This window comes from Enterococcus sp. DIV0755f, assembly GCF_051713725.1.
Classification (GTDB): Bacteria; Bacillota; Bacilli; order Lactobacillales; family Enterococcaceae; genus Enterococcus_D; species Enterococcus_D casseliflavus.
Genome location: NZ_JBIOQL010000001.1, coordinates 196,086 through 221,180 on the forward strand (window position 1 = coordinate 196,086; position 25,095 = coordinate 221,180).

Annotated in this window: 22 protein-coding genes; 20 read left to right on the forward strand and 2 right to left on the reverse strand. The window is 44.7% G+C overall.

Going from position 1 to position 25,095, the window contains the following annotated elements; genetic code table 11:
• Window positions 1-6 precede the first annotated feature (6 nt).
• Window positions 7-270: a hypothetical protein gene (locus IGI73_RS00895; RefSeq protein ID WP_194193598.1), complete on the forward strand. Its 264-nt coding sequence runs from the start codon at window positions 7-9 to the stop codon at window positions 268-270.
• 169 nt (window positions 271-439) lie between these two features.
• Here IGI73_RS00895 and IGI73_RS00900 read toward each other — a convergent pair whose 3' ends face one another.
• On the reverse strand, window positions 440-1,933 hold the full coding sequence (locus IGI73_RS00900) for a helix-turn-helix domain-containing protein (protein ID WP_325844816.1): 1,494 nt from the start codon (window positions 1,931-1,933) through the stop codon (window positions 440-442).
• A 211-nt stretch (window positions 1,934-2,144) separates the two neighbouring features.
• Between IGI73_RS00900 and IGI73_RS00905 the strand changes: the two genes are divergently transcribed.
• The 8 genes from IGI73_RS00905 to IGI73_RS00940 all read left to right on the forward strand — a co-directional run bounded on the left by IGI73_RS00905 (window position 2,145) and on the right by IGI73_RS00940 (window position 14,234).
• A complete protein-coding gene (locus IGI73_RS00905; protein ID WP_428206969.1) occupies window positions 2,145-2,573 on the forward strand; it encodes a hypothetical protein in 429 nt (142 codons plus the stop codon).
• Complete coding sequence (locus IGI73_RS00910; RefSeq protein WP_428206968.1) at window positions 2,551-3,990, forward strand: helix-turn-helix domain-containing protein; 1,440 nt, start codon at window positions 2,551-2,553, stop codon at window positions 3,988-3,990. The genes IGI73_RS00905 and IGI73_RS00910 overlap by 23 nt, the downstream gene beginning before the upstream one ends.
• 371 nt (window positions 3,991-4,361) lie before the next feature.
• Window positions 4,362-5,894: a peptidoglycan DD-metalloendopeptidase family protein gene (locus IGI73_RS00915; protein ID WP_438759007.1), complete on the forward strand. Its 1,533-nt coding sequence runs from the start codon at window positions 4,362-4,364 to the stop codon at window positions 5,892-5,894.
• Window positions 5,895-6,280: 386 nt separating this feature from the next.
• The gene (locus IGI73_RS00920; RefSeq protein WP_438759008.1) at window positions 6,281-10,810 is read left to right on the forward strand and encodes a hypothetical protein; all 4,530 of its coding nucleotides are present in this window, start codon (window positions 6,281-6,283) and stop codon (window positions 10,808-10,810) included.
• Window positions 10,811-10,828: 18 nt separating this feature from the next.
• Entirely contained in the window at window positions 10,829-11,335 is a 507-nt protein-coding gene (locus IGI73_RS00925) for a hypothetical protein (protein WP_428206961.1), read from the forward strand.
• A gap of 24 nt (window positions 11,336-11,359) precedes the next feature.
• Window positions 11,360-11,914, forward strand: coding sequence for a hypothetical protein (locus IGI73_RS00930; protein ID WP_325844810.1), 555 nt, complete (start codon window positions 11,360-11,362; stop codon window positions 11,912-11,914).
• A 29-nt stretch (window positions 11,915-11,943) separates the two neighbouring features.
• A complete protein-coding gene (locus IGI73_RS00935) occupies window positions 11,944-12,291 on the forward strand; it encodes an LPXTG cell wall anchor domain-containing protein (protein WP_428206960.1) in 348 nt (115 codons plus the stop codon).
• A 449-nt stretch (window positions 12,292-12,740) separates the two neighbouring features.
• Window positions 12,741-14,234: a helix-turn-helix domain-containing protein gene (locus IGI73_RS00940; protein WP_428206959.1), complete on the forward strand. Its 1,494-nt coding sequence runs from the start codon at window positions 12,741-12,743 to the stop codon at window positions 14,232-14,234.
• Window positions 14,235-14,466: 232 nt separating this feature from the next.
• On the opposite strand, the gene IGI73_RS00945 is transcribed toward IGI73_RS00940, so the two are convergent.
• Complete coding sequence (locus IGI73_RS00945; RefSeq protein WP_015508783.1) at window positions 14,467-14,844, reverse strand: DUF7006 family protein; 378 nt, start codon at window positions 14,842-14,844, stop codon at window positions 14,467-14,469.
• Between the two features lie 555 nt (window positions 14,845-15,399).
• Between IGI73_RS00945 and IGI73_RS00950 the strand changes: the two genes are divergently transcribed.
• The 11 genes from IGI73_RS00950 to yajC all read left to right on the forward strand — a co-directional run bounded on the left by IGI73_RS00950 (window position 15,400) and on the right by yajC (window position 25,088).
• Window positions 15,400-16,887, forward strand: a complete 1,488-nt coding sequence (locus tag IGI73_RS00950; RefSeq protein WP_016609100.1) for a phytoene desaturase family protein — start codon at window positions 15,400-15,402, stop codon at window positions 16,885-16,887.
• A gap of 11 nt (window positions 16,888-16,898) precedes the next feature.
• Window positions 16,899-18,005 carry a glycosyltransferase gene (locus tag IGI73_RS00955; RefSeq protein ID WP_428206956.1) on the forward strand — a complete coding sequence of 369 codons (1,107 nt, stop codon included), beginning with the start codon at window positions 16,899-16,901 and terminating at the stop codon, window positions 18,003-18,005.
• A gap of 12 nt (window positions 18,006-18,017) precedes the next feature.
• Complete coding sequence (locus IGI73_RS00960) at window positions 18,018-18,530, forward strand: glycosyl-4,4'-diaponeurosporenoate acyltransferase (protein WP_236550361.1); 513 nt, start codon at window positions 18,018-18,020, stop codon at window positions 18,528-18,530.
• A 295-nt stretch (window positions 18,531-18,825) separates the two neighbouring features.
• Window positions 18,826-19,890 (forward strand): bifunctional transcriptional activator/DNA repair enzyme AdaA, encoded by a 1,065-nt coding sequence (locus IGI73_RS00965; RefSeq protein WP_074934350.1) that lies wholly within the window; start codon window positions 18,826-18,828, stop codon window positions 19,888-19,890.
• A 298-nt stretch (window positions 19,891-20,188) separates the two neighbouring features.
• Window positions 20,189-20,617 (forward strand): MarR family winged helix-turn-helix transcriptional regulator, encoded by a 429-nt coding sequence (locus IGI73_RS00970; protein WP_010748593.1) that lies wholly within the window; start codon window positions 20,189-20,191, stop codon window positions 20,615-20,617.
• A gap of 10 nt (window positions 20,618-20,627) precedes the next feature.
• Entirely contained in the window at window positions 20,628-21,590 is a 963-nt protein-coding gene (locus IGI73_RS00975) for a ring-cleaving dioxygenase (protein WP_428206953.1), read from the forward strand.
• Between the two features lie 13 nt (window positions 21,591-21,603).
• On the forward strand, window positions 21,604-22,497 hold the full coding sequence (locus IGI73_RS00980) for a VOC family protein (RefSeq protein WP_438759009.1): 894 nt from the start codon (window positions 21,604-21,606) through the stop codon (window positions 22,495-22,497).
• 15 nt (window positions 22,498-22,512) lie between these two features.
• Window positions 22,513-23,121, forward strand: coding sequence for a flavin reductase family protein (locus IGI73_RS00985; RefSeq protein WP_159161122.1), 609 nt, complete (start codon window positions 22,513-22,515; stop codon window positions 23,119-23,121).
• A gap of 13 nt (window positions 23,122-23,134) precedes the next feature.
• Window positions 23,135-23,731 (forward strand): alpha/beta hydrolase, encoded by a 597-nt coding sequence (locus tag IGI73_RS00990; RefSeq protein WP_428206951.1) that lies wholly within the window; start codon window positions 23,135-23,137, stop codon window positions 23,729-23,731.
• Between the two features lie 647 nt (window positions 23,732-24,378).
• On the forward strand, window positions 24,379-24,810 hold the full coding sequence (locus IGI73_RS00995) for a PTS sugar transporter subunit IIA (protein WP_115231572.1): 432 nt from the start codon (window positions 24,379-24,381) through the stop codon (window positions 24,808-24,810).
• A gap of 2 nt (window positions 24,811-24,812) precedes the next feature.
• A complete protein-coding gene (gene yajC, locus IGI73_RS01000; protein ID WP_413153926.1) occupies window positions 24,813-25,088 on the forward strand; it encodes a preprotein translocase subunit YajC in 276 nt (91 codons plus the stop codon).
• Window positions 25,089-25,095: the final 7 nt, after the last annotated feature.

Below are 25,095 nucleotides of genomic sequence, written 5' to 3' on the forward strand. Positions count from 1 at the left end.
AAAAGAATGTTACTGTTACATGTAGTTTTTGGCCTTTTATCTTTTGTCGGAGCAATGATGCTGGGGGTGGCCTTCAAAGGGCAGCTGCGAGAGCTTTCAAGGCTCCAGCAATGGGCAGTCGGTTTGAGTTATACGGGCACGCTGTTGACGGCGATTTTGGGGATCTTGTCTGCATCCTCTCATCCAATCATCGTGCTCGTGACCCTCGTAGGCGCATTGGCTTTTACGAAACGGACATTTTTGAGTGCCGATCAATCAAAAGAGCAATAATCGCAGATCGCAGCCACGTAGAAGGAAAAAGCGTGCGGCAATAAGTGAAAAAGTCCCTTGTAACGCTGCGTTCTCTAAATGGAGAACAGCCTTACAAGGGATGATTCGTAAGGGGCGACTGAAAGCTGAAAAAAAGCTTTTAAGAAGCGGCACTCAATGGTTGGTATCGTCATGTATTATCAAGTACAACTAATCGCAAAATCCTTGGATTGATCCGATTCAAGAGATGATTCCAATCGGCAGCATCAGGTATCGATTTTAATAAGACGCTTTCGACATCCAGCAAATACTCCGTCGCATATTCAGGGTAGTTAGTGATCAGCAAGTTGATATTTTTTTCCTTTAAGTACTCATGGGAAAGTTCGTTTGAATCAGGGTAGTACATTTCATGATAAAACCCTAGATATTTTCGGATAATGCTTTCGGCATGCTCGCAAACATATTCATTGCCTTCAAAAATAACAGCAATGATTCGCGGCTTACCCCAATTTTCTTCAATAATTGCTTCCATATGGAACGTGAGGCTTGTACAAAAATCATCCAAATGATCGAGAGAATAGAGATTTTTTACAAGCGGGTGGGAAAGGAGAAACTGGCGATTTTTCGCAAATTCTGCGGCAAACTTTTCTTGGACAAAGTCATTGAGGTCGTCAATATTGATATTCATCGTTGGCGATAACAATTCACGGAGTTTGACAACGATGAAAAAAGATTCTAGCCAAAGCAAGTCTTTTTGTTCATCCAAACTATGCCCGCGATTTTGTGCGTAAAAATCTGCAGTGATCTGTTTGATCTCTGGCCATTGGTTGTAATTGCGGCAAAACGCTTCGCTGGCTGCTAGGTCGGTGTTGATTTTGCGGCGACAAATGATACACGTCAAAAGGTAGACGGCTTCTTCTTGAGGGAATTCATAATGAAAATAACGCCGAATGATTGTTTTTAGCGCCTCATAATCAAACAGCAGATCATTTTTTTTGATCAGCTCCTTGAGTTGAGGGGAGGGGGCAGCAAGTAAACCACGTTTGCTGCGCTCCACGCTAATATAAAGGATATAAGCAAAATAAGAAAACGAAGAGCTCTGTAAGGCCTTCGTTTCCAAAAGATCAGTGATTTCCATCACCGCATCTTGGACATGGATCGAAGGGAATAGCGTGTGGACATTAATGTCAGACTCGTAGTAAAAAAGACAGAAAAATTTCCGAATATCGATCTCCGAACCTGCCAAAGAGACGGGGTCAGTTTTGATTTTTAAACCGAAAGGGGATAAAAAAGGCTGTATTTTTCGGAAATAGCTGATCAGCGCTTGTTCAGAAATATTAAGCGTTAAGCTCCAATCAAAGAGTGACTGCTGCTCATTATAAAAAGTACTTTCTAAAATTTGGAAAATCGGTTCATCTTTTACCAACTCTTGCTTTTGCTTTCGATACCTATCCTGATCGATTACTTCAAAAAGGTACCCGATTTTTGCTGTATGGATCGCAATCGTCCCGTTAAAGTGCTCTCGCAGGCTAGCGATGTCAGTAATCAACGTACGGGTACTGCTTTCGGTCACTTCAGCAAGTTCTCCCAATGTACGGGTGGGACTTTTCTCAAATTCATTTAACAATTGCAGCCAGCGAATCAACGTGCGGTTTCGCATGAATTTTAATTGAAATGTTTTCATGTCAGCCTCCAACAAAATAAGTTTAAATAATTATAGCATAATCATTTGCACAGAGAATGAAACCCTCAACTGATCGGCGTTTTTGGTCATAGTCCCTTGAAGACTCTGACTGCCAGCAGAAAACTTCTAAGAATATCAATTCTTCAGAGTAATTATAGCAAGGACCTGAGAAACCAATTGCCAAAAATCATACATAAAGGAGGAAAAAGGAATGGACCGTCGCATTGTTTTTTTAGCAAGTACCTATGTTGTATTGGGGATGGTGAAGATTCCGCTGGCTTTTCCTCATACAGGACATTCTTTTGAACCCCAAGTCAAGATAGTAAAAAACATGCCTGATGTTACTGATCGATCTGCCGATGCTGCTGCTTTGATTGCTGGAATGCTTCCTGGACATGAACATGGCTTTTCCGTAAAAAAAGCTAGACCATCCGCCGAAGCCTTACAGCCAATCATGCTAGAGGAGGTCTTTGGGAAGGAAGCGAGAACATCAGCTTTTCAAAAGGAGTCCCATCAGGTGATGCAAAGCAACTACCCGACGACGTATCATGGCCAGCTCAGCATGATGTTATCTGGAATCGCTCTTTATGGTCAGCGAAGGGAGGAGGCATCCATTTGTGTTTCCAACGTTTTTGAATAAAAAAGATCAGCGTAAGCTGAATGTATACAAAGAATTGGAGCATGCGCCCTTCATGACAAGATCAAGGGAGCAATTAATGGATCGTTTCGGCATGTCTCCATTTTTAGTAGGCAAAATAGTGGAAGAATTAGCTGCTGATTTCGTTCAGTTTGGCTTACAAAAAGAAGTAGCACTCAGCTGGGACGGGGAATCAATTGAACTGCACACGAATGGTCGATTTACTTCTGAGCTCCTCTTTTCTTATTACGCTGAGGAATCGATCAAATTTTCACTGTTTACGGCCATTTTTTGTGAACAGCTGCATTCCATCAACAGCTTTGCTTTGGACCACTTTTTAAGCCATACAACCGTCTACAATGAATTTAAGGAGCTGAAAAAAGCGCTGCAGGCATTTGCGATCGACATCAATAAAGAGTTTAAGTTAGTAGGGGATGAATGGCGCATCCGAGAAGTTGCTTTGCTTTTTTTTAGTATGAAGAAGCGCTTAGACCCATTATGGACCCCTCAGAATGCGAAAGAAATCAATCATTTTGCTCAGCTCTTTTTCGGGTCAGCTTTTTCTTGTAGCTATTCTTCCTATATGGATTTACGGTTGAAAATCTATTTAGGGATCGTGACTGTCCGTATTCGAAATCAGTCGTATTTGACGAAGCGATCACATGATGCTTTAGCAAAACGACCAGCAAACCAAAAATTCAAAGCGATACAAAGGTGGCTGCGCAGTGGAAAGACCATGGATGCAGAAATCGTCAGATCCGAGAGTCTGGGCTTACTAAGCTATTTGCTTGTGGAAGGTTGGCTTGAGGAGGAAGGGTTCATGCAAGACTCGTGCCCAGAGATTCTTCGCTTCAATCAGCTGTTTATGGATTTTTTGAGGAAACGACTGAAAGAGAACAGTCGCCAATACGAGGCTCGACTAAAAGAACAACTAATGAGGATCCACTATGAGTTGGTTCATTTTCCTTTGTACGTGAAATACAAATATACGATGACAGAGGTGACGTACTTCTTCGAAGCGTATCCTGAATATGTGGCATGGTGTCGAACATTTTTGGAAAAGAATAAAAAGGAGCAGGTACTATGGGAAGCAAAGGAATTTCTATTTTATCGCTATTTGCTCTTATTAGTAACTACGATTCCAATGAATGAAATTATTGAACCATTGTATGTCTGCGTCGACTTTTCATTCGGGGAAGCCTACAATCGCTTTATTAAAGAATCGATTTCCCGTATCGTCAATCTGAATATTTTATTCCAGCGTAGCCCTACGCCACAAACCGATTTGATACTTTCGGATATTGTTTTAGCAGAAAACAGCGGCATCGATCAAGTTTGTTGGTTAACACCGCCAAGGCCAGCAGATTGGGCGATTCTCACAGAAAAAATCCTCGACTTGCGAAAGATGAAGCACGAATAGAAAGGGTTCCAGCGCTCGATGAAAGGCCAATGGAGCAAGAAGAGACAATTGAAACACTGTTGTTCAACGGGCAGCCGCCCATTTGAACAACAGTGTTTTTTTCTGATGACGCCAGAGGATCTTAGGCAACAGAAAAAAACTGCTGAAGCCGAGGATCGACAATGCGTTGGATGCAAAACCTGATCTTTTACCAGTAGACCCATTCTCCAAAAGCTCGTTCTCTTTCGCTAGGGCGGGAGTCATTTGCTTGAGTCGAAAAAACGAAGCGTAGTATAATAAAAGAGAATTGATATTTATTTACTAATTGGATGGCAAGATGTTTTTTCAATAGAGGTTGTTAAGAGGAAAAAGAAAGAGAAAGGATTTCGCCTATGAAGCATTCGCAAAAAGGGGTAGCGCTTCTTTTGGTTTGCGGACAACTTTTAGCTGGTGTGCCAGTTTCAGCTGCGGTTGTTGCATCGGAAAGTACGACCGTTACCCAAACATCAGAAACAGCTGCACAAGCAAGTGACAGCAGCACAGCAGGGACGATCGAAGAAACCGCTCCAGCAGTGGAAGGACAAGTGCCCGATTCTGAGCAAGGATCGGTACCTGTAGAAAGTGTACCAGAAGGATCTGAGACAGCGCCGGAGGGAACAGAGCAAACCGAAGAACCAACCCCAGTTCCCCAACCGACCCCAGAACCAGAACCAGAGCCAGAGCCAGAGCCAGAGCCAGAGCCAGAACCAGAGCTACCGAGTAAGCCAGAGCCTTCTCAGCCAGAAGAACCAACGCCAGCACCGAAACCAGAAAAACCAACACAGCCTGAAGCACCCAAACCTGAGACGCAGCCAGAGAAGCCCAAACCGTCAAAACCTGTAGAAACAAAACCGACACCAGAAGCAAACAGTGATGCAAGTCAAGAAACACCTGCGGCTGTGTCACCGATCATGCCACCAAGTACCCAAGCACCAAGCGCGCCAAGTCAATCCGATCCGACACCGCAGCAAGGTAGCGAAACGACCTTGACGGTCACACCAGTAAAAGAAGTGTGGGATTTTATCCAAGAAATTGGTGAAGATGCCCGAGAAATCGGCTTGAAAAATGATTTGTACGCTTCTGTCATGATTGCACAGGCTATTTTAGAGTCAGGTGGCGGGCAAAGCAGACTGAGTCAGGCGCCGTACTTTAATCTCTTTGGTATCAAAGGAACCTATCAAGGACAGGGTGTCGCTTTTCGGACACAAGAAGATGATGGTTCGGGAAATCACTATACGATCACGGCAACGTTCCGCCAATATACTGGCTACAAAGAGTCATTGATGGACTATGCTCGCTTGTTGAAAGAGGGGGTCGGGCAGCAGTCTGATTTTTATAAAGGCGTATGGAAATCAGAAGCGGCTTCTTATCAAGAGGCTGCCCGTTATTTGACTGGTCGGTATGCCACAGATACGACTTATGATCAAAAGCTGACAGCTTTGATCGAAGCCTATGCGTTGACCCGTTATGATCAGAAAAAACCTGATGTGGCCGCAAGTGAGACGTATCTTTTTCCTGTTGAAAAAGCCGTTGTCACTTCTACTTTTGGCCCACGTTGGGGAAGCTTTCATCGGGGCGTTGACTTTGCTGCAGCGTTTGGGACCCCAATCCTGGCGAGTCAATCTGGAACGGTCATTCGCTCAGAGGTTCATCCTTCTTGGGGGAATTATGTAGCGATTCTCCATGAGGACGGGATGACGACGCTCTATGCCCACAATCAACAGAACCTTGTGAAGGTTGGTCAACAAGTGGAACAAGGAGAAACGATTGCCCTCATGGGTAGTACGGGCAATAGCACAGGCGCACACCTGCACTTTGAAGTCAGTGCATCGCCTAGCTTGAGCCAAGCGCAATTGGTCGATCCAATCGCTTTTTTAACAAAATAAGAATAGTCAAAAAAGAGAGTATCATGGATGCTTTCTTTTTTTTTTGTCTTTTTCTAGTCATTGTTAGAATCGCCACTTTTTAAAATTTTTTTCACAAAAATAAAAAAAATATTTAAAAAAGGCGTAAGCGGATTCTTTATAATTTTTCACATAACAAGAACAGTTGCTAGGCCATGCTCTTTCAGATGGCCGGCAGTTGGGCTTGTTATCAATGAATTGAGAGAGGAGGATGAGCTATTGCTTCGAAAAAATTAAAGAAGAGCATTATTTTTAGTTTTTGCCTGACTGCACTACTGCATCCCTTACTGACTACGTCAACTCTCCAAGCCTATGAAGGCGAAACAGAAGTCTTAAGTGAGCAGATCGACCCGCAAGTAGCACAAACGGTGGATTCGGAAAGCTGGCTGCCTAGCAGTGAAACGGATGATACCGCCAGTGACGATCAGTCGGAGCAGGAATGGCAGCCAGAGACACAAGAAAGCAGCCAAACCAATGATGCAAGCAATCAACAAGCACCCGAAAATGAAGCGGATGAGTTTTCTCAGCTGCCGTCAGAACTAGAAAATGATGAGCCAGAGAAGGTAGAGACTACCGATTCACGGGAAGAACTAGAAGATTCGGAAGAACCCGAGCTTTTTTCCGAAAATGAAGCTGTTTTGTCCCTTACTATTGAAAACCAGGAGCATCTTCGAGCCGTCTTATTAGGAGAAGTTTACACGTTAGTAAACGGCAGTAGTCAAAATTACGGCTCAATCAGTGATGATACCCATCTTGTATTGACGTTCTTTCAAAGCTTGCAATTGACGGAACCGATCAGCGGGATCGCCAGAAAAGTCATTACGTTTGCTGGTGGCAGCGAAGGAATCACCTTTTCCCAAGCAGCCCCGCAAAACAACATTGAAAATACGATGACCTTTCTGGATGCCCAACGACTGACATTTGAGAATTTGACCTTTTCAAATATCATGAGCGCCGGTGGACTTGTGCAAACGCAAGGATCGGTGAACCTGTGGTTTACGAACGTGAATTTTGTGAGCAGCAATGCGACTGGTCGATTCAGTAGCAATAATCAAGCGATGATCACCTTTACGGGAAATAATCGCTTAACGACGGGCACGACAGGGATCCCTGTGTTTTTTACCGCCAATCGAATCACGATCAATGATCATTTTCACGCAACGATTGCTGGTAGCGGATCGAATCCGCTTTTCGAAGCCAACCAAGTTGCTTTTGCAGAGGAAGCCGATTTTCGCTTAGAAAAGAGCAACAATGCCAACACCGGTGCAGGTGTACGCTTAACAGGCAGCGGGCCTATGATGACGCTGGAACAAGCCAGTCACGTCTATGTCCGGCAAACAGGAATGTTTGTCACTGTATCGAACACCACCCAAGACAGTATCGTTCGGCTAGAAAATGGTGCGCACTTCGATGGTGGGTTAGGTCAAGGATTTTCGGGGAATACCACAGCAACGATTGGCGAGCTGCACTTAGCCAGCCGCAGTAAACTGACCTTCAGTGAATTCGGCACGGTGGCTGCGTTTCCAGCAATCAATGTCGGTCGATTATTTAAAACTGAAGCAGCCTCATCAGAAGAGCAAGGAGTCATCATTGAGGGGAGTCGATCTGGAGGAACCACCGGGGCGTTTATTCATCTGCGAAGTGCCAACTCGATTGCTGAACTAGGCAGCTACACGAAAACGAGGATTCAACAGCAAGGACCTATGTTTACGGGGGTTGCCACCAGTACGATTACCATCGGCGATCATGCCGTAATCGATAATACCCATAGCTTTGGCTTCAATGGAAATACCAATATCAATGCGATCGATATTGGCAATCATGTGTCACTGAGCATTCAAGAACCGACCAATGCAGCGACTAGTTCGTACTACAATACCTTTTTTGCTAGAAGCCGCTTTACGGTTGGGGAGCACAGCAGCATTGTTGTACCTCGTAGAAGAACGATCAATACCTCAGCCCTTAATGCGGTGATCCGGTTAAACGTTACTGGCGGCAGGGTCGTCTTTGGCAAGCACAGTACGCTGGAAGCAAACCATCGTGGTGCCTTGATCCATGCACAGCTAGGCGAAGTGGTGTTTGAGGAAAACAGTCGGGTCGAAGCGGTCTTGAGCAGAGGGGTCACCAATGGGTTTGCAGTCAGAAACTTCACCATGAAACAAGGAGCGGAAATGGTGATTTCTGAACACACGGCCAATCAGCAAGCGGTGGCAAGATTCAATGTACAAAGCACGTTTTTGATGGAGCGAGGAGCCAAACTGACTTCAACCCGCAGTTCTACCGGAACTCAAGGAATGGTGCAGTTTGCTGCGGCAAATGCCCGTTTCGTGACAGAAGAAGAGGCGCAGATCCATTTAACACAAAGAGGTGCCTTGGTCGTGGGGAATACCTCTTCTGACGCCTTTATTGGGGCACGATCAGAACTAACACTCAATACGACGAGCGGCTTTACTGGCAACACCATGATGCGCCGTTTAGACGTCGGACCGGGCGCAAAGATCAATGTGACTGAACCAAGTACCAATGCGCTGAATCTGCAATATTTCACCTTTACGACAGAAATTTTGATTCGCGAAGAAGCGGAAGTGACTGTCACACGGACCAGCAATGTAAATGGTCCAGCCTTTCGCTTGACTGGATCAGGTTCACGTTTTACGACACTAGAGGGTAGTAAATTGTCGGTCAGCCAGTTAGGGATGGCGTTGCGTGGGGTAACAACGACCGATGTATCCCTTGGGAAGCGTTCCATCAATACGATCCAAACGGGTTGGGGCTTTACCGCTAATTATACGATTCGTTCGTTCGTCTTAGAAGATCAAGGAACGTATCGTTACACACAGCCAACCAGCGGTAGTACCGCGCCGGCGGTAGGGACCAATTACGCTTCTATTCGAGTCGCACAGCGTTTTGTCCTTGGAGAAGAGGCAGCGTTTCAAGCGACGAGAGCGAGAACAACCGCAGATTCACGATTTATTTTATTGAATTCAGCGAATTCCACGGTCTTTCTTGGCAAAAATTCTACATTTGACATCAGCCAATCAGGTGGCATCTTCCAAGTGCAGACTACCTCGACCTTGACTTTGGATGAGGGTGCCAAACTCAACGTATTGACGGAACGCGGATTGAATACAGCGAATGGTGGTGCTGGTGGTTTCAATCTAACCAATGCCTTTGGGACGATCAACGTTGGGAAAAACGCGGAGTTTATTGTCAGAGATGGCTATCAAAACCAACGAACAACGGCAGAATTTACGAATCGTCCGTTAGTAAATGTTGGTCGTACCTTTAACGTCGACGAAGATGCCACCGTGCTGATTGAAACGACGATCAATAAATCGCTATCAAGTGCGGTGCTGTTTTTCCGACAGGCAAATGCCCAGTTGAATCTATCAAACGTAAAATCCTTTGAATTAGCGCATCCAAGTGCAGTTTCTGGGGGGAGCAACGGCAACCTGCAACGGCTGATTCGTTCTCAAGCGAATTTCTTGGCAAATGGTCTGCGGATCAATGTGACGCATCAGAAGCTCACCCTATGGCAGGGAGCAAATCAGACAGCTACCTCGCCACCAACTGAAGAGTTCATTAATTTGTCTGGGGTGTTCCGCATCAACAGAAATAACGGCACGAATGCCAATGGGTTGCCAGCAGGCGTCTGGTCAGGAACAATGAATGCTGTTTCGCAGGCTTTTCTGATGACCGCTGAATCAGTCACGGGGTCAGTGACCTCCACTGGCAATCAGACACCGATCGAAACGGCGATCGCTCGCAACAATTTCAGTCGGTTACGCTTTTCTGAACCAGAAGGCTTAATGGCTCGGATCGATCCTTTAAGTGACCAATCGACGGAGATCACGGGGTTTATGTATGAGGATGCTCAATCACGGATCACGTATGAGAATACTGAGGGGGAAACGGTGATCATCACCAATGAAACGGTCACTGAGAGTGGCGAGCGCATGATCCAATGGGGAGATTATCGTGACGAAAACCGAATCTATCGCTACTTTACGATCAAATTAGCAGAAAATGAACGATTAGAAACGGGTAGCAAGCTGAATGTCTTTCTTACCAAACCGGATCACGATTTTTACATTGATATCGATGTGGAGGTAACGGTCATCCAAGGGATAGAATACCAGGCATTCAACATCACCCTCGATCGTCAGACAATCAATCAACTGGCCACGGAAGAAGAATTGCACAAATTGATCATCAAAGAAAGTGACGCATCGGCGCGAGATGTATTAAGCAATGCAGATTTGACCGAGGAAATTCGTCTGGCTGAAACCAATTTAACTACAGATGTGACAGAAGACGGCACGTATTTTGCCGTATTAGAAGTCGGCAGCAAAACCTATGAGTTTACCGTAGGGATCGACGTTACAAGCAGCTTGGATCAATTATCCGTACGGATACCGACCCGCATGCTTTTTGAATCAATGTACGACAGTCAAGAAAGCAATCGTGACTTCACGAGCCCTGAATACGAAATCAGGAACAACTCGTATGTGGGGGTAGCTGTCAAAGTCAATCGACTAATCGTTGAAGATTCTGCTGGGATCGTCCTTCTAAAAGAGGGGGAAGATCCGTTGGATTATGCTGAACCAGATCCAGAATCGGAAGAAGAAGACCCAATCTTAACGGAAGAAGACATTTCGCAACCGTTGTTGGCATTGAATGTCATGACCGAACAAGCGACGGTTCGCCTATACGATCAGATGCCTGAAGCGGACTTGGTTTCTATGCCTGCTCGCAACCAATCCGCATTGACGCTAGGCGGCACATTTTATGGCAACTACCCTCTATGGATCGTTGATTCGGAATACGAGGAGGGCGGTTACTACGAGGACAATCTGCGCCCGCAATATCGCTTTGTCTTAAGATTCGTTCCTAAATAACACGAAGGAGTGGTTGTAATGACAGTGGAAAACCAAAAGAACAAAAAACTGTTTTTCCTTTTGTTGCTGCTCTCCTTTTTGGGTGGTATCGGCTTTTATTACTGGAATCAGCAACAAGTGAATGTTCCTGTGATCAGTGCCGATCTTTTACCAGAAATCGGCGATGCTTCCGATCGTGAAGTCGCTGAAAGAGCGCAAGAGGTAGCAGATGCGAATTATTTTACGCTGACAATCAATCCTTCTGCGGTTTTTGAAGCTGGCGATCGCGAAGGGTCCATTGAGATCATCAATCCGGCAACCAATGTTTATCCGATTGCAGTCGACATTCATTTAAATGAAACCGAGGAAATGATTTATTCTTCGGGTGCCATCTATCCAAATCAGCAAATTTTGACCGCTAAGCTTGCTCGTCCCTTAGAAAAAGGTGAATATGCAGCCACGGCGACGGTGAACATTTATGACCCCGAGACACATGAAAAGCAAGGGGTCACAGAAGCAGCAATGACGATAAAGATTCATAATTAATTGACAGGAAAAGGAGAAAACAGAATGAAAAAAATTAGCTCAATCGTATCAGCAAGTATTGCAGCACTGACTTTATTGGCTGGAGGTGTGACCGCAGCAGCGACGACACAATCCATCAATGCAGAAACCAGTGGGGATGTCCAAATCAACGGGATCATCGGCAGCTTTGACAACACAACCCCTGGACCAAACCCAGGTGACCTTAATGAATGGATCAATGTAACGATTCCGACGACTGCTTTGTTCTATACGACGCAAGAATCAGGCCATCAAGAAATCGTTTCGCCTACGTATACGATCACTAATAATTCTGCAAAAGGAGTGATCGCTACAGTAGCGGATGTCATTGACCCAGTAACGATCGAACCAATCAATCAATTAGCAGTCAATGACATTGACTTGATTACCGAAGGAGTCGTAGATGTTGTGGAAACCGACCTGTTTGAATTAGGATCAAATCAAACCAACGCAAATGTGGGTGAGTTTGTTTTTTCTGGAACAGCGACACCTCAACAAGATGCAAAAGAGATCAATCCAAGCTTTAAATTGGTTCTAAACTTTGCCCCAGTAGTTGAGTAAAACAAACGAAAACGCGAGGAGGGAACTGTGTGAGACATGTTCAAGGGAAATACGTACTAATCGTCCTCCTGTTTGTTTTGTTTGTGACACCCAGCCAAAGCTATGCACAAACTGCGAGCGGGAATGCAGCCACTCGCTCTGTGCAAGTCCAAGGGCGTATCGGAGAAACTGACGACAAGCTGGATGAAGAACAGCTAGATTCGGATGCCGTTGGAGACGATGGGAGAACCAAAATCGTTGCAGATGTTTCGGCTATTAACAAAGGCTCATTACCGAAAACCGGCAGTGAGCAAGCAAAAATAGCCTCTATTGCAGGGGTATTCCTTTTAGGCATTAGTTTTTATTTGCTTAGCAACAGGCAGCTAAAAAAGAACTGAAATAAAGAGGACTATCCGAAATCAAAAAGAAGCAGTAGCTCGAACCAAACTGCTTCTTTTTTTTCGGTACAAACGAAGCGAAAGCGACAAGCGATAAGTGAAACGACAGAGGAGAAGAACATCAGGCACATTTAGACAAATAAAGAAAACATAGTCGATTTTTCACGCAGCAACTTTTTCACGCAGCAGCTTTTTCAAGCATGAAGCAAGACGCGCATCCGCCCTAGGTGGTCTCTGAGGAAAGCAAAAGCGAAATCCTTGCACTATTTTCAATAGCCGATAAAATAATTGTTATACAACAGTAGTCTGGAATCCACGCTTTTTTTCATCAGGCTATGAAAAAACCGATTTTTTATGTAGGATGAAAACCGATATAATGAGACTGCTTAGGCGCCTTTCATGCGTAATTTAGCCGCAAAAAAAGAAATTTTTTAGTAAGGAGCTTATGTTTGAAAAATTTTCAATTGAGTTTTGTCACAAGCAAATCGACCGTCCGATGGCTGCAAATTCTAAGTGAATTTGAAAAAAATGAAATTTGCAGTGCTAGTCAATTGGCTGAAGTAACAACTAGTACCACCAGGACGATTGGCAAAGACATCAGTCAGATCAACGAGTATTTCTGTGGGCTGATCCTGATCACTTCCACCAATCAAGGCTATTCGTTTGAACTATTTGATTATTCACAGTATGAAAAGAAAAAAGCCTCGCTTTTAGCGAATGAACCGCTCTTTATTTTATTGGAAAATATTTTTATTGGAGAGTTAAAGACGATCGATGAGTGGGCGGACTGCTTGTTTTTATCTAAGAGTACCTTATCGAAGTACTTGCAGCGCATTCATGAACAACTGGCACGTTTTGATCTCCAGCTAGCATTAGATCCTGTGAATATCGTTGGGGAAGAAGCAGATATCCGCAATTTCTTCTGTACCTTTTTTTATGAAACGGACAGCACCCCCCACACTGTATTTCCGCCAGCTGCGGTCCAGCAGGCAGTAACGGAAATCGGCAGGATGTTTGACAAAAATAGTTACCACACCGTTTCATTTTCACAATACACGTATCTGCTCTATATTTCGCTTGAGCGATTTATGCAAGGTAAGACTGTGCAAATCAACACCGAATTGTACCACGCCTTGCGACACAGTATTCAGTTGATGCATTTTCAACGAATCAATGGGGTCATTGAAAAGTACTTTCAATGTCGATTGACGAACGATGAACTTATCTTCTTATTTGTTAGTATTATCACAAAGAAAAAACTGCAAAATGTGATCGTCGAACAAAAGTTTTGTCTTTCGTATAATCATTGGACAGAGATCCGCACGTTGACCAACGATTTTTATCAGATGTTGAATGTATCGTCGAAAAAGCCCAAAGAGGATCAGATTCTGATTGAATCCTTTTTTACCTCTGCTAAATTGAAGGAGTGCTTATCCACGTCTGCCAATCGCAATATCTATGATGTGAATGCGTTTATTAAGAAAACCTTTCCTAAGGAGTTTGCTGCTTACCGAGAGTTTTTAGAAAATAGTCGCGAGTACCACAACCTTTATTCTGAGGAGTATCTGACGGATTTTTGTGCAAACTTAGTGATTTATATCGAGTCTGTTCGAGAACGTCATTGGTTTCCCCGAAAAAATATCGCCTTTATCTTCGAAGGAAATAACAATATCGTTCAGTACATTGAAGGCTGGTCTAACCGCTATTTTAGCCGATCCCATCAAGTCTTTTATCCTGACTCAGGGGAAGTCAATGCTCAGTATTTAGAACAAAACGCCATCGATTTGCTAGTGACGAACTATGCCGAGCATGCGACCGAATTTCGAGATATCGTTGAATGCATCGTCTTCAAAACGATTCCTTCTTCTTCTGACTGGAATCGACTGCTTGAACGGATCAATCCTAACGTCACCCGCCAATTTGCCTTAAAAGACCTCTTCTAGTTTCCCATTATGTTTTGACCTAAAGAGCTGCTAGAAAGGGCCTTTTACATGAAAAGAAAGCATTTTTCCTTCACTGCTTAAACAGTGAGAAGGAAAGATGCTTTCTTTTTTAATGGCTTGACTCTCCGCAGCTGTGCAGGAGTGTGGGGAGGGGAAGTGGGGAGTGCATCAGGTACGGATGCAAGCCTTTGGAACCAGCGGTTTTCAATTCAATCGATCGATGTGGGCGAACTCATTGGGCTTCACTTAAGTAAATCAAACTCCAAGGCGCCTTTTGGTTTAGCTGAAGGCCGGTCAATTCCCGATAGAAACAGGTTTTGTCTTTGACCGTCAGCTGAATGATCTCTTCTTCCGCATACTCATTTAAAGAAGAAATTTTTAAAACATAAAGTTCTTTTAGTATTTGCAGCTGTGCGTCGATATCTAGTAGCAACGACATTTTTTCGAAAAAAGTACCCTCTTCTTGTTCATAGATCGCCAAAAATCGTTGGCGCAAAGAGAGATAAAAATTAAAGATTTTCGGATGAGTATAAGAACAGGGCGAGTGGATAAATTCTTCGTCAAAAAAGTTTAAATATTCTTCGGCTGATTGGATCGTTTTTAAGTTCATATCAATACTCCTTATAAGTGTTAGGAAAAAGCGACAATACGTGTCATTATCAAAAACAGTCACTGTTAAGCAATGTCTTACTGAGAAGGTCCGTTTGTTTTTTTAAAATGATTGGGGGAAGGACTTTCGCTACATTCAATGTACAGGATATTCCAAATTGGCTCAAACGCGTTTTTTCGTAACCATACGAAGATTTGTTTTTCGCTGGTATTAACGTCAAAAATGTTCAAATATTCTGATAATTGTTGTTATAAAAAGAATATTTCCGAATTGGGCGAAATTGCTGGGTTTCCATTCTTTGCCAGCAGGTTGTTTTTTCATTTGCTGAAATCATGGACGAGGACAAAGCAGCATCAGTTGACCGATAGGCTCATCCCCGTCATTTTTTCAAAGGTGTGATACTATAGAATTATCTAGAAAAACGATCCTTTGATTCAAGTGGTCAATGCCAAAACAGTGCCAAGACACGCAGTTGCAGTGAGACGCAACCGTCTGTTTTGACGAGAAGGTTTGGCTAAATAGGGTCGTTCATTAAAGCAAACGAGGAGCAATTCAATGAAAGAGAAAAAAACAGTTGTAGTGATCGGCGGCGGACTTGGTGGTCTATCAGCGGCGGTCTCATTAGCCCAAAATGGCTTTGATGTATCATTATATGAAAAAAATCAACACTTAGGCGGCAAGTTGAACCGACTGGAAACAAACGGCTTCGGCTTTGACTTAGGTCCTTCAATTTTGACGATGCCGCAGATTTTCGAAAAATTATTTACTGGCAGCAATCGCGATATGGCGGATTATGTTGCGATTCGCCGATTGCCATTGGAATGGCGCTCCTTTTTTCCTGACGGCACCAAGATCGATCTCTATGGCGATCTTGCACGTATGGCAAAGGAAAACCCGCACTTGTCGGAAAAAGACATGGCAGAGTACCAAGACTTTTTGGACTATGCGCAAAAGATTTATGAAATCACAGAAAAAGGCTATTTTGAGAAAGGCTTAGATACCACGAAAGAAATCTTGAAGTATCATGGCGTGATCAAAGCACTGAAAGGGTTTGATTATTTCTCTTCGATGCATGATGCTATTCAAAAACGTGTCAGCAATCCGCAGCTGCAAGACATGCTGAGCTATTTTATCAAGTATGTCGGCTCATCTCCTTATGACGCTCCAGCCGTCTTGAACATGATGATCTATATGCAGCATGCCCAAGGTGTCTGGTACGTGCCAGGCGGGATGCATCGTTTAGCCGAAGGCATCGTTCGCTTAGCAAAAGAGATCGGTGTGACCTTCCACACGGGACACAAAGTGGAAAAATTGATCGTTGAACAGGAACAGATCCGTGCCGCTCGTTTGGATGATGGCACGTTGATCGAAGCCGACTATTTTGTTTCCAACATGGAAGTGATCCCGGCCTATGAAGAGCTGTTAGAAGAAGCGCCGACCTTTACTCAAAAACTGGAAGAAAAATTTGAACCAGCAAGTTCTGGTTTTGTCTTGCACTTAGGGGTCAAAACCTCCTATCCGCAATTGGCCCATCACAACTTTTTCTTTTCAAATGCCTCAAAAGAAAACTTTGATCAAAATTTCCATCAGCATCAGCTGCCAGAAGATCCAACAATCTATTTGGTCAATGCCAACAAAACCGATCCTTCGCAAACAGTGGCAGGGCATGAGAACATCAAAATCTTGCCTCATATCCCTTATTTGCAGGATAAACCCTTTACGGAAGCGGAATACGATGCCTTTCGTGAACGGATCTTGATCAAGCTGGAAAACATGGGTTTAACAGATCTACGTAAGCACATCGTGTATGAAGACCGCTGGACACCCGAAGATATCCAAAAGAATTATTTGTCACATCGTGGCGCCATCTACGGCACGGTCTCTAATCGCAAGAAAAATCATGGCTTTAAACACCCGAAACACAGCGAACGCTACGACAATCTATACTTCGTTGGCGGTACGGTCAATCCAGGTGCCGGCATGCCGATGGTGACCCTCAGTGGCCAGCAAGTCAGTGAGATGATCACCAAAAGAGAACACTAAGACAAGAAAGGATGATGACTGTGTACCTGCTGCTCGCTGGTATTTGCGCTGCTTGGCTGGCAGGCTGGCTGATTTTTTTCCGCCTGCCGACGATACCCACCCGCAAGGAGACAGCCGCATCCAAAGACTTGACGGAGAGGGGAGAACTGTCGATCATCATCCCCGCCCGCAATGAAGCAGAAAATTTGCCGCAATTGTTGGCGTCCTTGCAGCAGCAAACCCTTCATCCTGTGGAGATTTTGGTGGTTGATGACGGATCGGAAGACGAGACGATCGCCTGTGCCAAGGGCTTCGGTGCGACGGTCTTGCAAACCACTGCTGATTCTGCTGGGAAAGCGGCGGCTTGTTGGTTAGGCGCCTCACAAGCGGTGGGCAAGTATCTATTATTTTTGGATGCCGATACCTTCTTTCTAGCAGAAGATGGCTTAGAGCGTCTTTTCGCTGTGTATGAGGAGCGATCGGGACAAGGACTGCTCTCGGTGCAGCCCTATCATCAAACGAAGCGCCTGTATGAACAACTGTCTGCCGTCTTTAATGTCGTCTTACCTGTCGGGTTGAACCGCTTTTCTATCGTAGGCGAAAAACTCTCAGCTGGCGGCGCCTTTGGTCCGTGTATTTTGTGCAGCAAAACTGCGTACCTTCAAGCCAATGGACATCAGGACATGCCACAAGGAATCTTAGATGATCTAGCATTAGCGAGACGCTTTAAGAAAAAACGCTTGCCGATCGCCTTGTATGGTGGAAAAGACTTGGTGGCCTTTCGGATGTATCCAGCGGGTGTTCGTCAACTTGTTCAAGGCTGGACTAAGGACTTTGCCACTGCTTCGCAATCCACTCACCCTTTGATTATGGCGGGCGTCATCTTGTGGATCAGCGGCGGCATTGGGGTACTGGCGGCACCATTTCTGATGGAACCGCTTTGGCTAGGACTGCTTTTTTATGCTGCTTATTTTGGACAAACTCTGTGCTTTGCCCGCCGTGTCGGCAACTTCAACCGAATCCTGTTGCTTTTTTTCCCATGTTACTTTCTTTTTTTCCTAGGCTTATTTGGTTGGTCGTGGATCCAAACCCATTTGTTGAAATCCGTGAACTGGAAAGGACGCAAAATCAATTTATAGGAGGCGATGCACATGCCGCTGATCACCTTATCCCCACTGCTCTTGCTCATTACAGACAGCTTGGCTTGGCTGCTGTTACATCTAGGCATCTCCTTTGGCTTGCGCAAAGTCAGTGATGCCTTTTTTGAACGTCATGCCAACTGGTTCCGTTCTTTTGCCTTTGAAAAAGGCGGTAGGATCTGGTCGGAGGTGTTTCGTATTCGTCAGTGGAAAGACAAATTGCCCGACGGCACTGTGATTGCCAAAAAAGGCTTTGACAAATCCCGCTTGGCTCAACAGCAAAAGGACTATCTGGAAAAATTCGTCATCGAGACACGCCGAGCAGAGCTGACCCATTGGCTGCTGATGGTTCCAGCACCGTTCTTTTTCCTCTGGAATCCTGCGTGGGCGGGCTGGGTGATGATCGTCTATGCGCTATTGGCTAACTGCCCATTTATCATGATCCAACGCTACAATCGCCCCCGTTTGGAACGAGTCTTGCGGAAAAAAAGTGCCCTGCAAGTCAAGCAGAAGGCGACGGTCTAGGTTCCTGTAGGTGCCGCTTTAAGATTCGCTGAAAAACAGGCAAATTGGAAATCAAAAGGATCGGAGGGCAACTGCCTTCGATCCTTTTTAAAAAATTGGTGTTAATTTTTATGGGATGTGCCAAGTCCATTTTTTGTACACTAAGGTCATTCAGAGGAAAGGGTGATCGTATGTCATCAGAAGGATGTGGGCAAATTTTCGAACTGCCATTGCAGACTGCTACATTGGTTGATCGTGTGTTTGGACAGGCACGAAGTATTTTTGTAAGTGTAGAAAAGAGGGAGGGATGCGCAAGATGATTGAAGATAGCCGACAACGGGACCACTATTACGACATGCTGATTGAAAAAAATTCCCAATATGAAGGGATTTTTTACGTTGGGGTAAAAACCACCGGCGTCTTTTGCCGTCCCACCTGCCCAGCGAAAAAACCGCTCAAAAAAAATTGCGAGTTTTTTCAGACGGCACAAGAAGCGCTGCTGGCGGCGTATCGTCCCTGCAAACGATGTCGCCCGCTCAGCTCACCTAGCCACTTATCCCCTGACGTGAAAAGCCTGGTGGAAGCCGTGGAGAGTAACCCAGAGAAAAAGTGGACCGACAAAGATTTTGAAGCACTAGCGATCCATCCCAATACCGCACGCCGACAATTCAAAAAATATTTTGGCATGACCTTTATCGAATACTCCCGTGCACGCCGCTTAGGATTAGCGTTTAAGCAGATTCGTGAAGGAGAACCGCTGATCCAAGCGCAATTAGAAGCCGGTTTCGATTCTGGCAACGGCTTTCGAGATGCGTTTTCTCGGATTATGGGGGAGTTGCCTTCCAACAGCCGCGAAAAAACGATTCTTTCTTCTGCTTGGCTTGAGACCAAGCTGGGGTCGATGTTGGCGATCAGCGACCAGCAGCAGCTTTACTTGTTAGAATTCGTGGATCGCAGAGGGCTAGAAACGGAGATTGCTGTTTTGAGAAGCCGTTTGAATGCAGTGATCATTCCCCAGCAAACAGCAATCATTCAGCAACTCAAACAAGAACTGACGGAATATTTTGCAGGGAATCGAACTGCCTTCACGGTACCCATCGCATTGATCGGCTCTGATTTTCAAAAAGCCGTCTGGCAGCAGCTGTTGGCAATGAAGATTGGAGAAACATACTCGTACAAACAATTGGCACAGCGAATCGGCAATGAAAAAGCCACCCGAGCTGTTGCCAATGCCAACGGAAAAAATCAATTGGCGTTGATCGTTCCATGCCACCGCGTCATCAATAGCGATGGCAGCATCGGCGGCTATGGTGGCGGGATCGAACGCAAAAAGTGGCTGCTGGCTTTGGAAAAGCAGGTGCAGCCGACCACAATGATTTAAAAAGGACAAGTATGCGTCTGAATCAGCGCTTCATTGATCGGTACATGGAATGGATCGAATCCTCTTCAGTAAAATATATATTTAGCGGAACTTATGGAACCTTTCATGAGTTCCGCTTTTTTTCTTAGATGTGGCGGGTTCATAGAAAAAAGGCGGGACCTTCGTTAGTGTCTAAGTGTTCTTTATCTCTAAAAAATAAGCATTGAATGATTTTCTTAAATAACCAAAGCATATCCTTTTACAACTTACAAAAAGTAAGTTATGATTATCTCGAATTCGAAATAAAGAGGTGAGGAAAATGGCGCATCAAGAAGAAGCGCTCAAAGCATACATCGGTTTGCTGCGTACGGCGAGTCGTTTGGAACAAGTGGCAAAAAAGGATGTCCGTTGTTATGGCTTAAATATCACAGAGTTTTCCGTACTGGAGTTGCTTTACCATAAAGGCACCCATACGACGCAAGCCATCAAGGAAAAAATCTTGATCGCCAGCAGCTCCACAACCTACGTGGTCGATCAATTAGTCAAAAAAGGCTGCGTGCAACGGGAACCTAGCCAAGAAGATCAACGGGTAACATACGTCAGTATTACGGAAGCAGGCAGGGCGTTGATGGAGAAAATTTTTCCCAGTCATGCACAAAAGATTGCGGCGAGTTTTTCCGAACTCAGCAGTGAAGAATTGCAACAATTAAAAACAATTTTACGAAAAATAACTTACGATCAGAAATGAGGAAAAGAAAATGAGAAAACAAGACCAATTATTAGGGGTACACCATGTGACGGCTATGACAAGTGATGTGGAACGGAATTACCATTTCTTTACAGATGTGTTAGGGATGCGTTTAGTGAAAAAAACCGTCAATCAAGATGACATTTATACGTATCATACTTACTTTGCGGATGATTTAGGGACACCGGGAACGACCATGACGTTCTTTGATTTTCCCAATACCGCTCGTGGTAGCAAAGGAACCAATTCGATCACCCGCACCAGTTTTCGAGTACCCAGTGATGCAGCCCTTGATTATTATGCCGCACGCTTTGATGAATGTGAGGTAAAACACGAGGCAATCACCACCGAATTTGGGAAAAAAGTGTTGCGCTTTTGGGATTTTGATACGCAAGCCTATCAACTGATCTCTGATGAACACAATACTGGCGTGAAAGCTGGTACTCCTTGGGAAAAAGGACCCGTTCCTACTGAGTTTGCGATTTATGGCTTAGGTCCTGTTGAAATGTCTGTTTCTTATTTGGCAGATTTCAAAGGGCTGCTGGAATCCGTCTTTGATTTCAAAACCATTGATCAAGTAGACAATCGCTATTTGCTAGAAGTCGGTGAAGGCGGCAATGGCGCCCAAATCGTTTTAGTGGAAGATACCACGAGCCCACAAGCACAACAAGGGGACGGCGAAGTGCATCATGTCGCTTTTCGTTTAGCCCACCATGACTCATTAGCAGTCTGGCAAGAAGTCTTTGATAACTTGGGATTGGCCAACTCTGGCTATGTCGATCGCTACTATTTTGAGTCGTTGTATGTGCGCATCGGCCATATTCTTTTTGAACTAGCGACAGATGAACCAGGGTTTATGGGGGATGAGCCGTATGAAACATTGGGTGAATCCTTATCATTGGCACCATTTTTAGAAAATCGCCGTGAATACATCGAAGGAGTCATCAAACCCTTCAATACAAAACGCGCCTAAGGAGGCACATAGTATGCAACCCATTCAACAGATCCACCATATTTCAGCCATCGTAGGCGATCCGCAAACGAACGTTGCCTTTTACCGTGACGTGTTGGGGTTGCGCCTCGTCAAACAAACCGTCAATTTTGATGATCCCTACACGTATCATCTTTATTACAGCAATCAAGCGTTAGAAAATGGGACCATCATCACTTTCTTCCCTTGGGCAAATGCCCATCCTGGACGAGTAGGAAGCGGACAAGTCGGCACGATCGCCTTTCGTATTCCTAAAGGTAGCAGTGACTATTGGCAAGAACATTTGGCGAAACATCAAGTAACTGTCCAAGAAAGTACATTGTTTGACCGGCCAACTTTAGAACTTCATGATCAGCATGACCTGTCTTTGGCGTTAGTCGAAGCCGAAGAATCGGCGGAAACACCAGCGATTGTAGGCTTTCATGGGGCCGTCTTGCTTTCGGCACAACCAGAAGCGACCATTCAAACGCTGGCAGATGATCTAGGACTGAACATTTTTAACAAAACAGAGAAAAGCACCCATCTTCATACCGCAGGCACCCTCGCTCATGAGATCGTCGTGCCCCATGAAGCACTGCCAGCAGGGCGCTGGGGTGTCGGCACCGTCCATCACATCGCGTGGTCTATGCCAACGGAAGCAGTGCAAAAAGAGTGGCAAGAGTACTTGTACGATCAAAGATACGGAGTCACTGAAATCAAAGACCGCAATTATTTCAAAGCCGTCTATTTCCAAGAGCGGGGCAACATCGTCTTTGAGATCGCAACAGAAACCCCAGGCTTTTTCGTTGATGAACCATTAGAAACGCTGGGACAGCAGTTGATGCTGCCAGCCCAATTTGAAAGCCGCCGTGTAGAGATCGAGGATCGCTTGCCAGATTTATCGGTTTAGAAAAGGAGACGCTGTATGCACTATTTAGATCCCAAGGATTTGACCCAACGAGAAAATTATAAACTACTGATTGGCTCCATCATTCCACGGCCAGTGGCAGTGGTCAGTACGCAATCAGCCGATGGTATCGTCAACATCGCCCCATTCAGTTTTTTTAACATCGTCAGCTCAGAACCCGTGATCCTCTCGTTGGCTATCCAGCGCAAAGAAGGGGAACTGAAAGACACCGCCCGCAATCTGTTGGCGACGAAAGAAGCCGTTGTGCATATTTTGGATCAAACAAATGTCCAAGAGGCCAATAAAACCGCGGCATTATTGCCCGCAGACCAAAGCGAGTTGACGGTTTCTGGATTTACCACAACGACATCGAAAATGATTGCCGTTCCTGGCTTGAACGAAGCCAGTGTCCGCTTAGAAACGATTCTGCATCAGCACGTACCCATCAAAAAAGACCAGCAGACCACTGCCGATCTCTTATTGTTGGAAGTCGTCGGCTACCAGATTGCAGAGGATGTCTATCAAGACGGCAAGATCGATCCCCGTGCCTTACAAGCAGTCAGCCGGCTAGCGGGAAATTCTTACGCAACGATTGGGGAGATTTTCGATATCAAACGACCAAGTTAAAGGAGGAACTTCGATGAAAGCAATCTACCAACAAGGAGCAGCCGACGCACCAGTTTTGGTGCTGCTCCACGGCACTGGTGGCGACGAACAGTCGTTGCTGGAAGTAGGCAAAGCCCTTGATCCCCAAGCATCACTATTAGGTATTCGCGGGAACGTTTTAGAAAACGGCATGCCCCGTTACTTCAAACGCCTGGCTGAAGGGGTGTATGATGAAGCCGACTTAGCACTTCGCGGCGACGAATTAGCCGATTTCATTCGGCAAGCCGCCAAAGAACACCACTTTTCGTTAGCGCAAGTGGTACTGGTGGGTTATTCCAATGGCGCCAACATTGCCATTCGCTTATTACTAAATGATAGCGACCACTTCAAAAAAGCGATCCTCTACCACGCCATGTATCCAGTCGAGAATGTACCGACGAATTCCTTGCCTGACACTCATGTGTTTCTGAGTTTTGGCAGAAACGACCCGATCGTTTCCCTAGCTGACAGTGCTTACGTCCAAGAGATCTTCACCTCACGGGGCGCAGTCCTTTCAACCGTTTGGACCCCAAGTCATCAGTTAACGTATGAAGAAGTCGAACACTCGCGCACGTGGTTGACCGAACAATAAAGCAGTGCCTCTTTCCTAATCAAACAGCGATCCTGCTGGTTGGTTAGGTTTTTTTGTTTCACGTGAAAACAGTGTATTTAGAGTAAATCGGCTCCACCAAGATAAGCTTTATATGAGATCTGTTAGTATGGGTGGTTTTTATATTCTTAAAGTTTCAGGATTATAAGGCAACATGTTATTTCTAACCTGTTTAAGTTAATAACATGAATTATTCTTAAAAAAATGGCAATACAATTTAATAAAACGCATAATGGAAAATGAGTTTGGCGATGATCAAAACCAGTTAGGGATTATACCTAACTGTTTTTTTTATTAATGCAGCAAATTTGCTAATAGTTCCTTTATTTAACAACGTTGATTGTTGTATCGATGAATGGTGGAGTGACTCCTGGTTCTTTAGATACCAGGACACAAAAACCAGTGGATTTATTAGTTAAAAATAACATTATTGTCGTGCTGTTGATGAATTTAAATACCTTTATCAAGTAGTTTATTGTTTTACAATCATTGTTTTGGCGCTCTTTTTCGTATTTAAAGATAACAAAGACATTTTTATATAAAAACAAAAATTTTATTGACAGACAAAATGAAAGCGTTTATATTGGATATGTGGTTACTACCAGTTGAGAATAAGGGGAGGACATAAGATGCTTGGTTTGGTTTTAACAGGTCATGGAGGATTTGCGCAAGGGATGGAAAATGCGCTTGCGATGATTGCAGGGCCGCAAGAACAGTTTCTAGCAGTGCCGTTTTTAGAGGAAAATCCGTTAGCTGGCTTTGAAAAAGAGTTGCAAGGAGCTATCGATCAATTAAAGGAAACCTGTGATGGGGTCGTGATTTGTGCAGACCTTGTGGGCGGAACCCCTTTTAATGTTGCGATGACCGCTGCCAATGAGGACCCGCAAGTCGAGGTCATCGGCGGCAGCAATCTACTGATGCTAGTGGAAGGTTCGTTGACTAGATATACAGCAGCTGATCCAGAGCGTTTTTGCCAAGAGCTGGCAGAGATTGGCAAGACCGGTATTTTTCACGGAAAGATCAAAGGCCATGAGGAAATCAATGAGGAAGAAGGAATTTAAACATGTGGGAAATGATCTTAGCAGCCTCAATCGTGGTGCTTGTTTTTCTCTTTCTCTTTTTGGCAGTCTCATCTTTCTTGAATGGGAAACATCTGAAAAAGCAAAAAGGCTATCTCGCTGAATTGCAGCAGTCCTTGAAAAAGGGGCAGAAAATCAAATTATACGGCGGCATTATTGGGGAGATTCAAGCACTTGGGAAAGAGACAGTGGATCTAAGGGTGAAATCGGGAACGGTGATTGAAGTAGAACGTAGTGCGGTTGCAGAAATCATGCAGTAAATAGAAG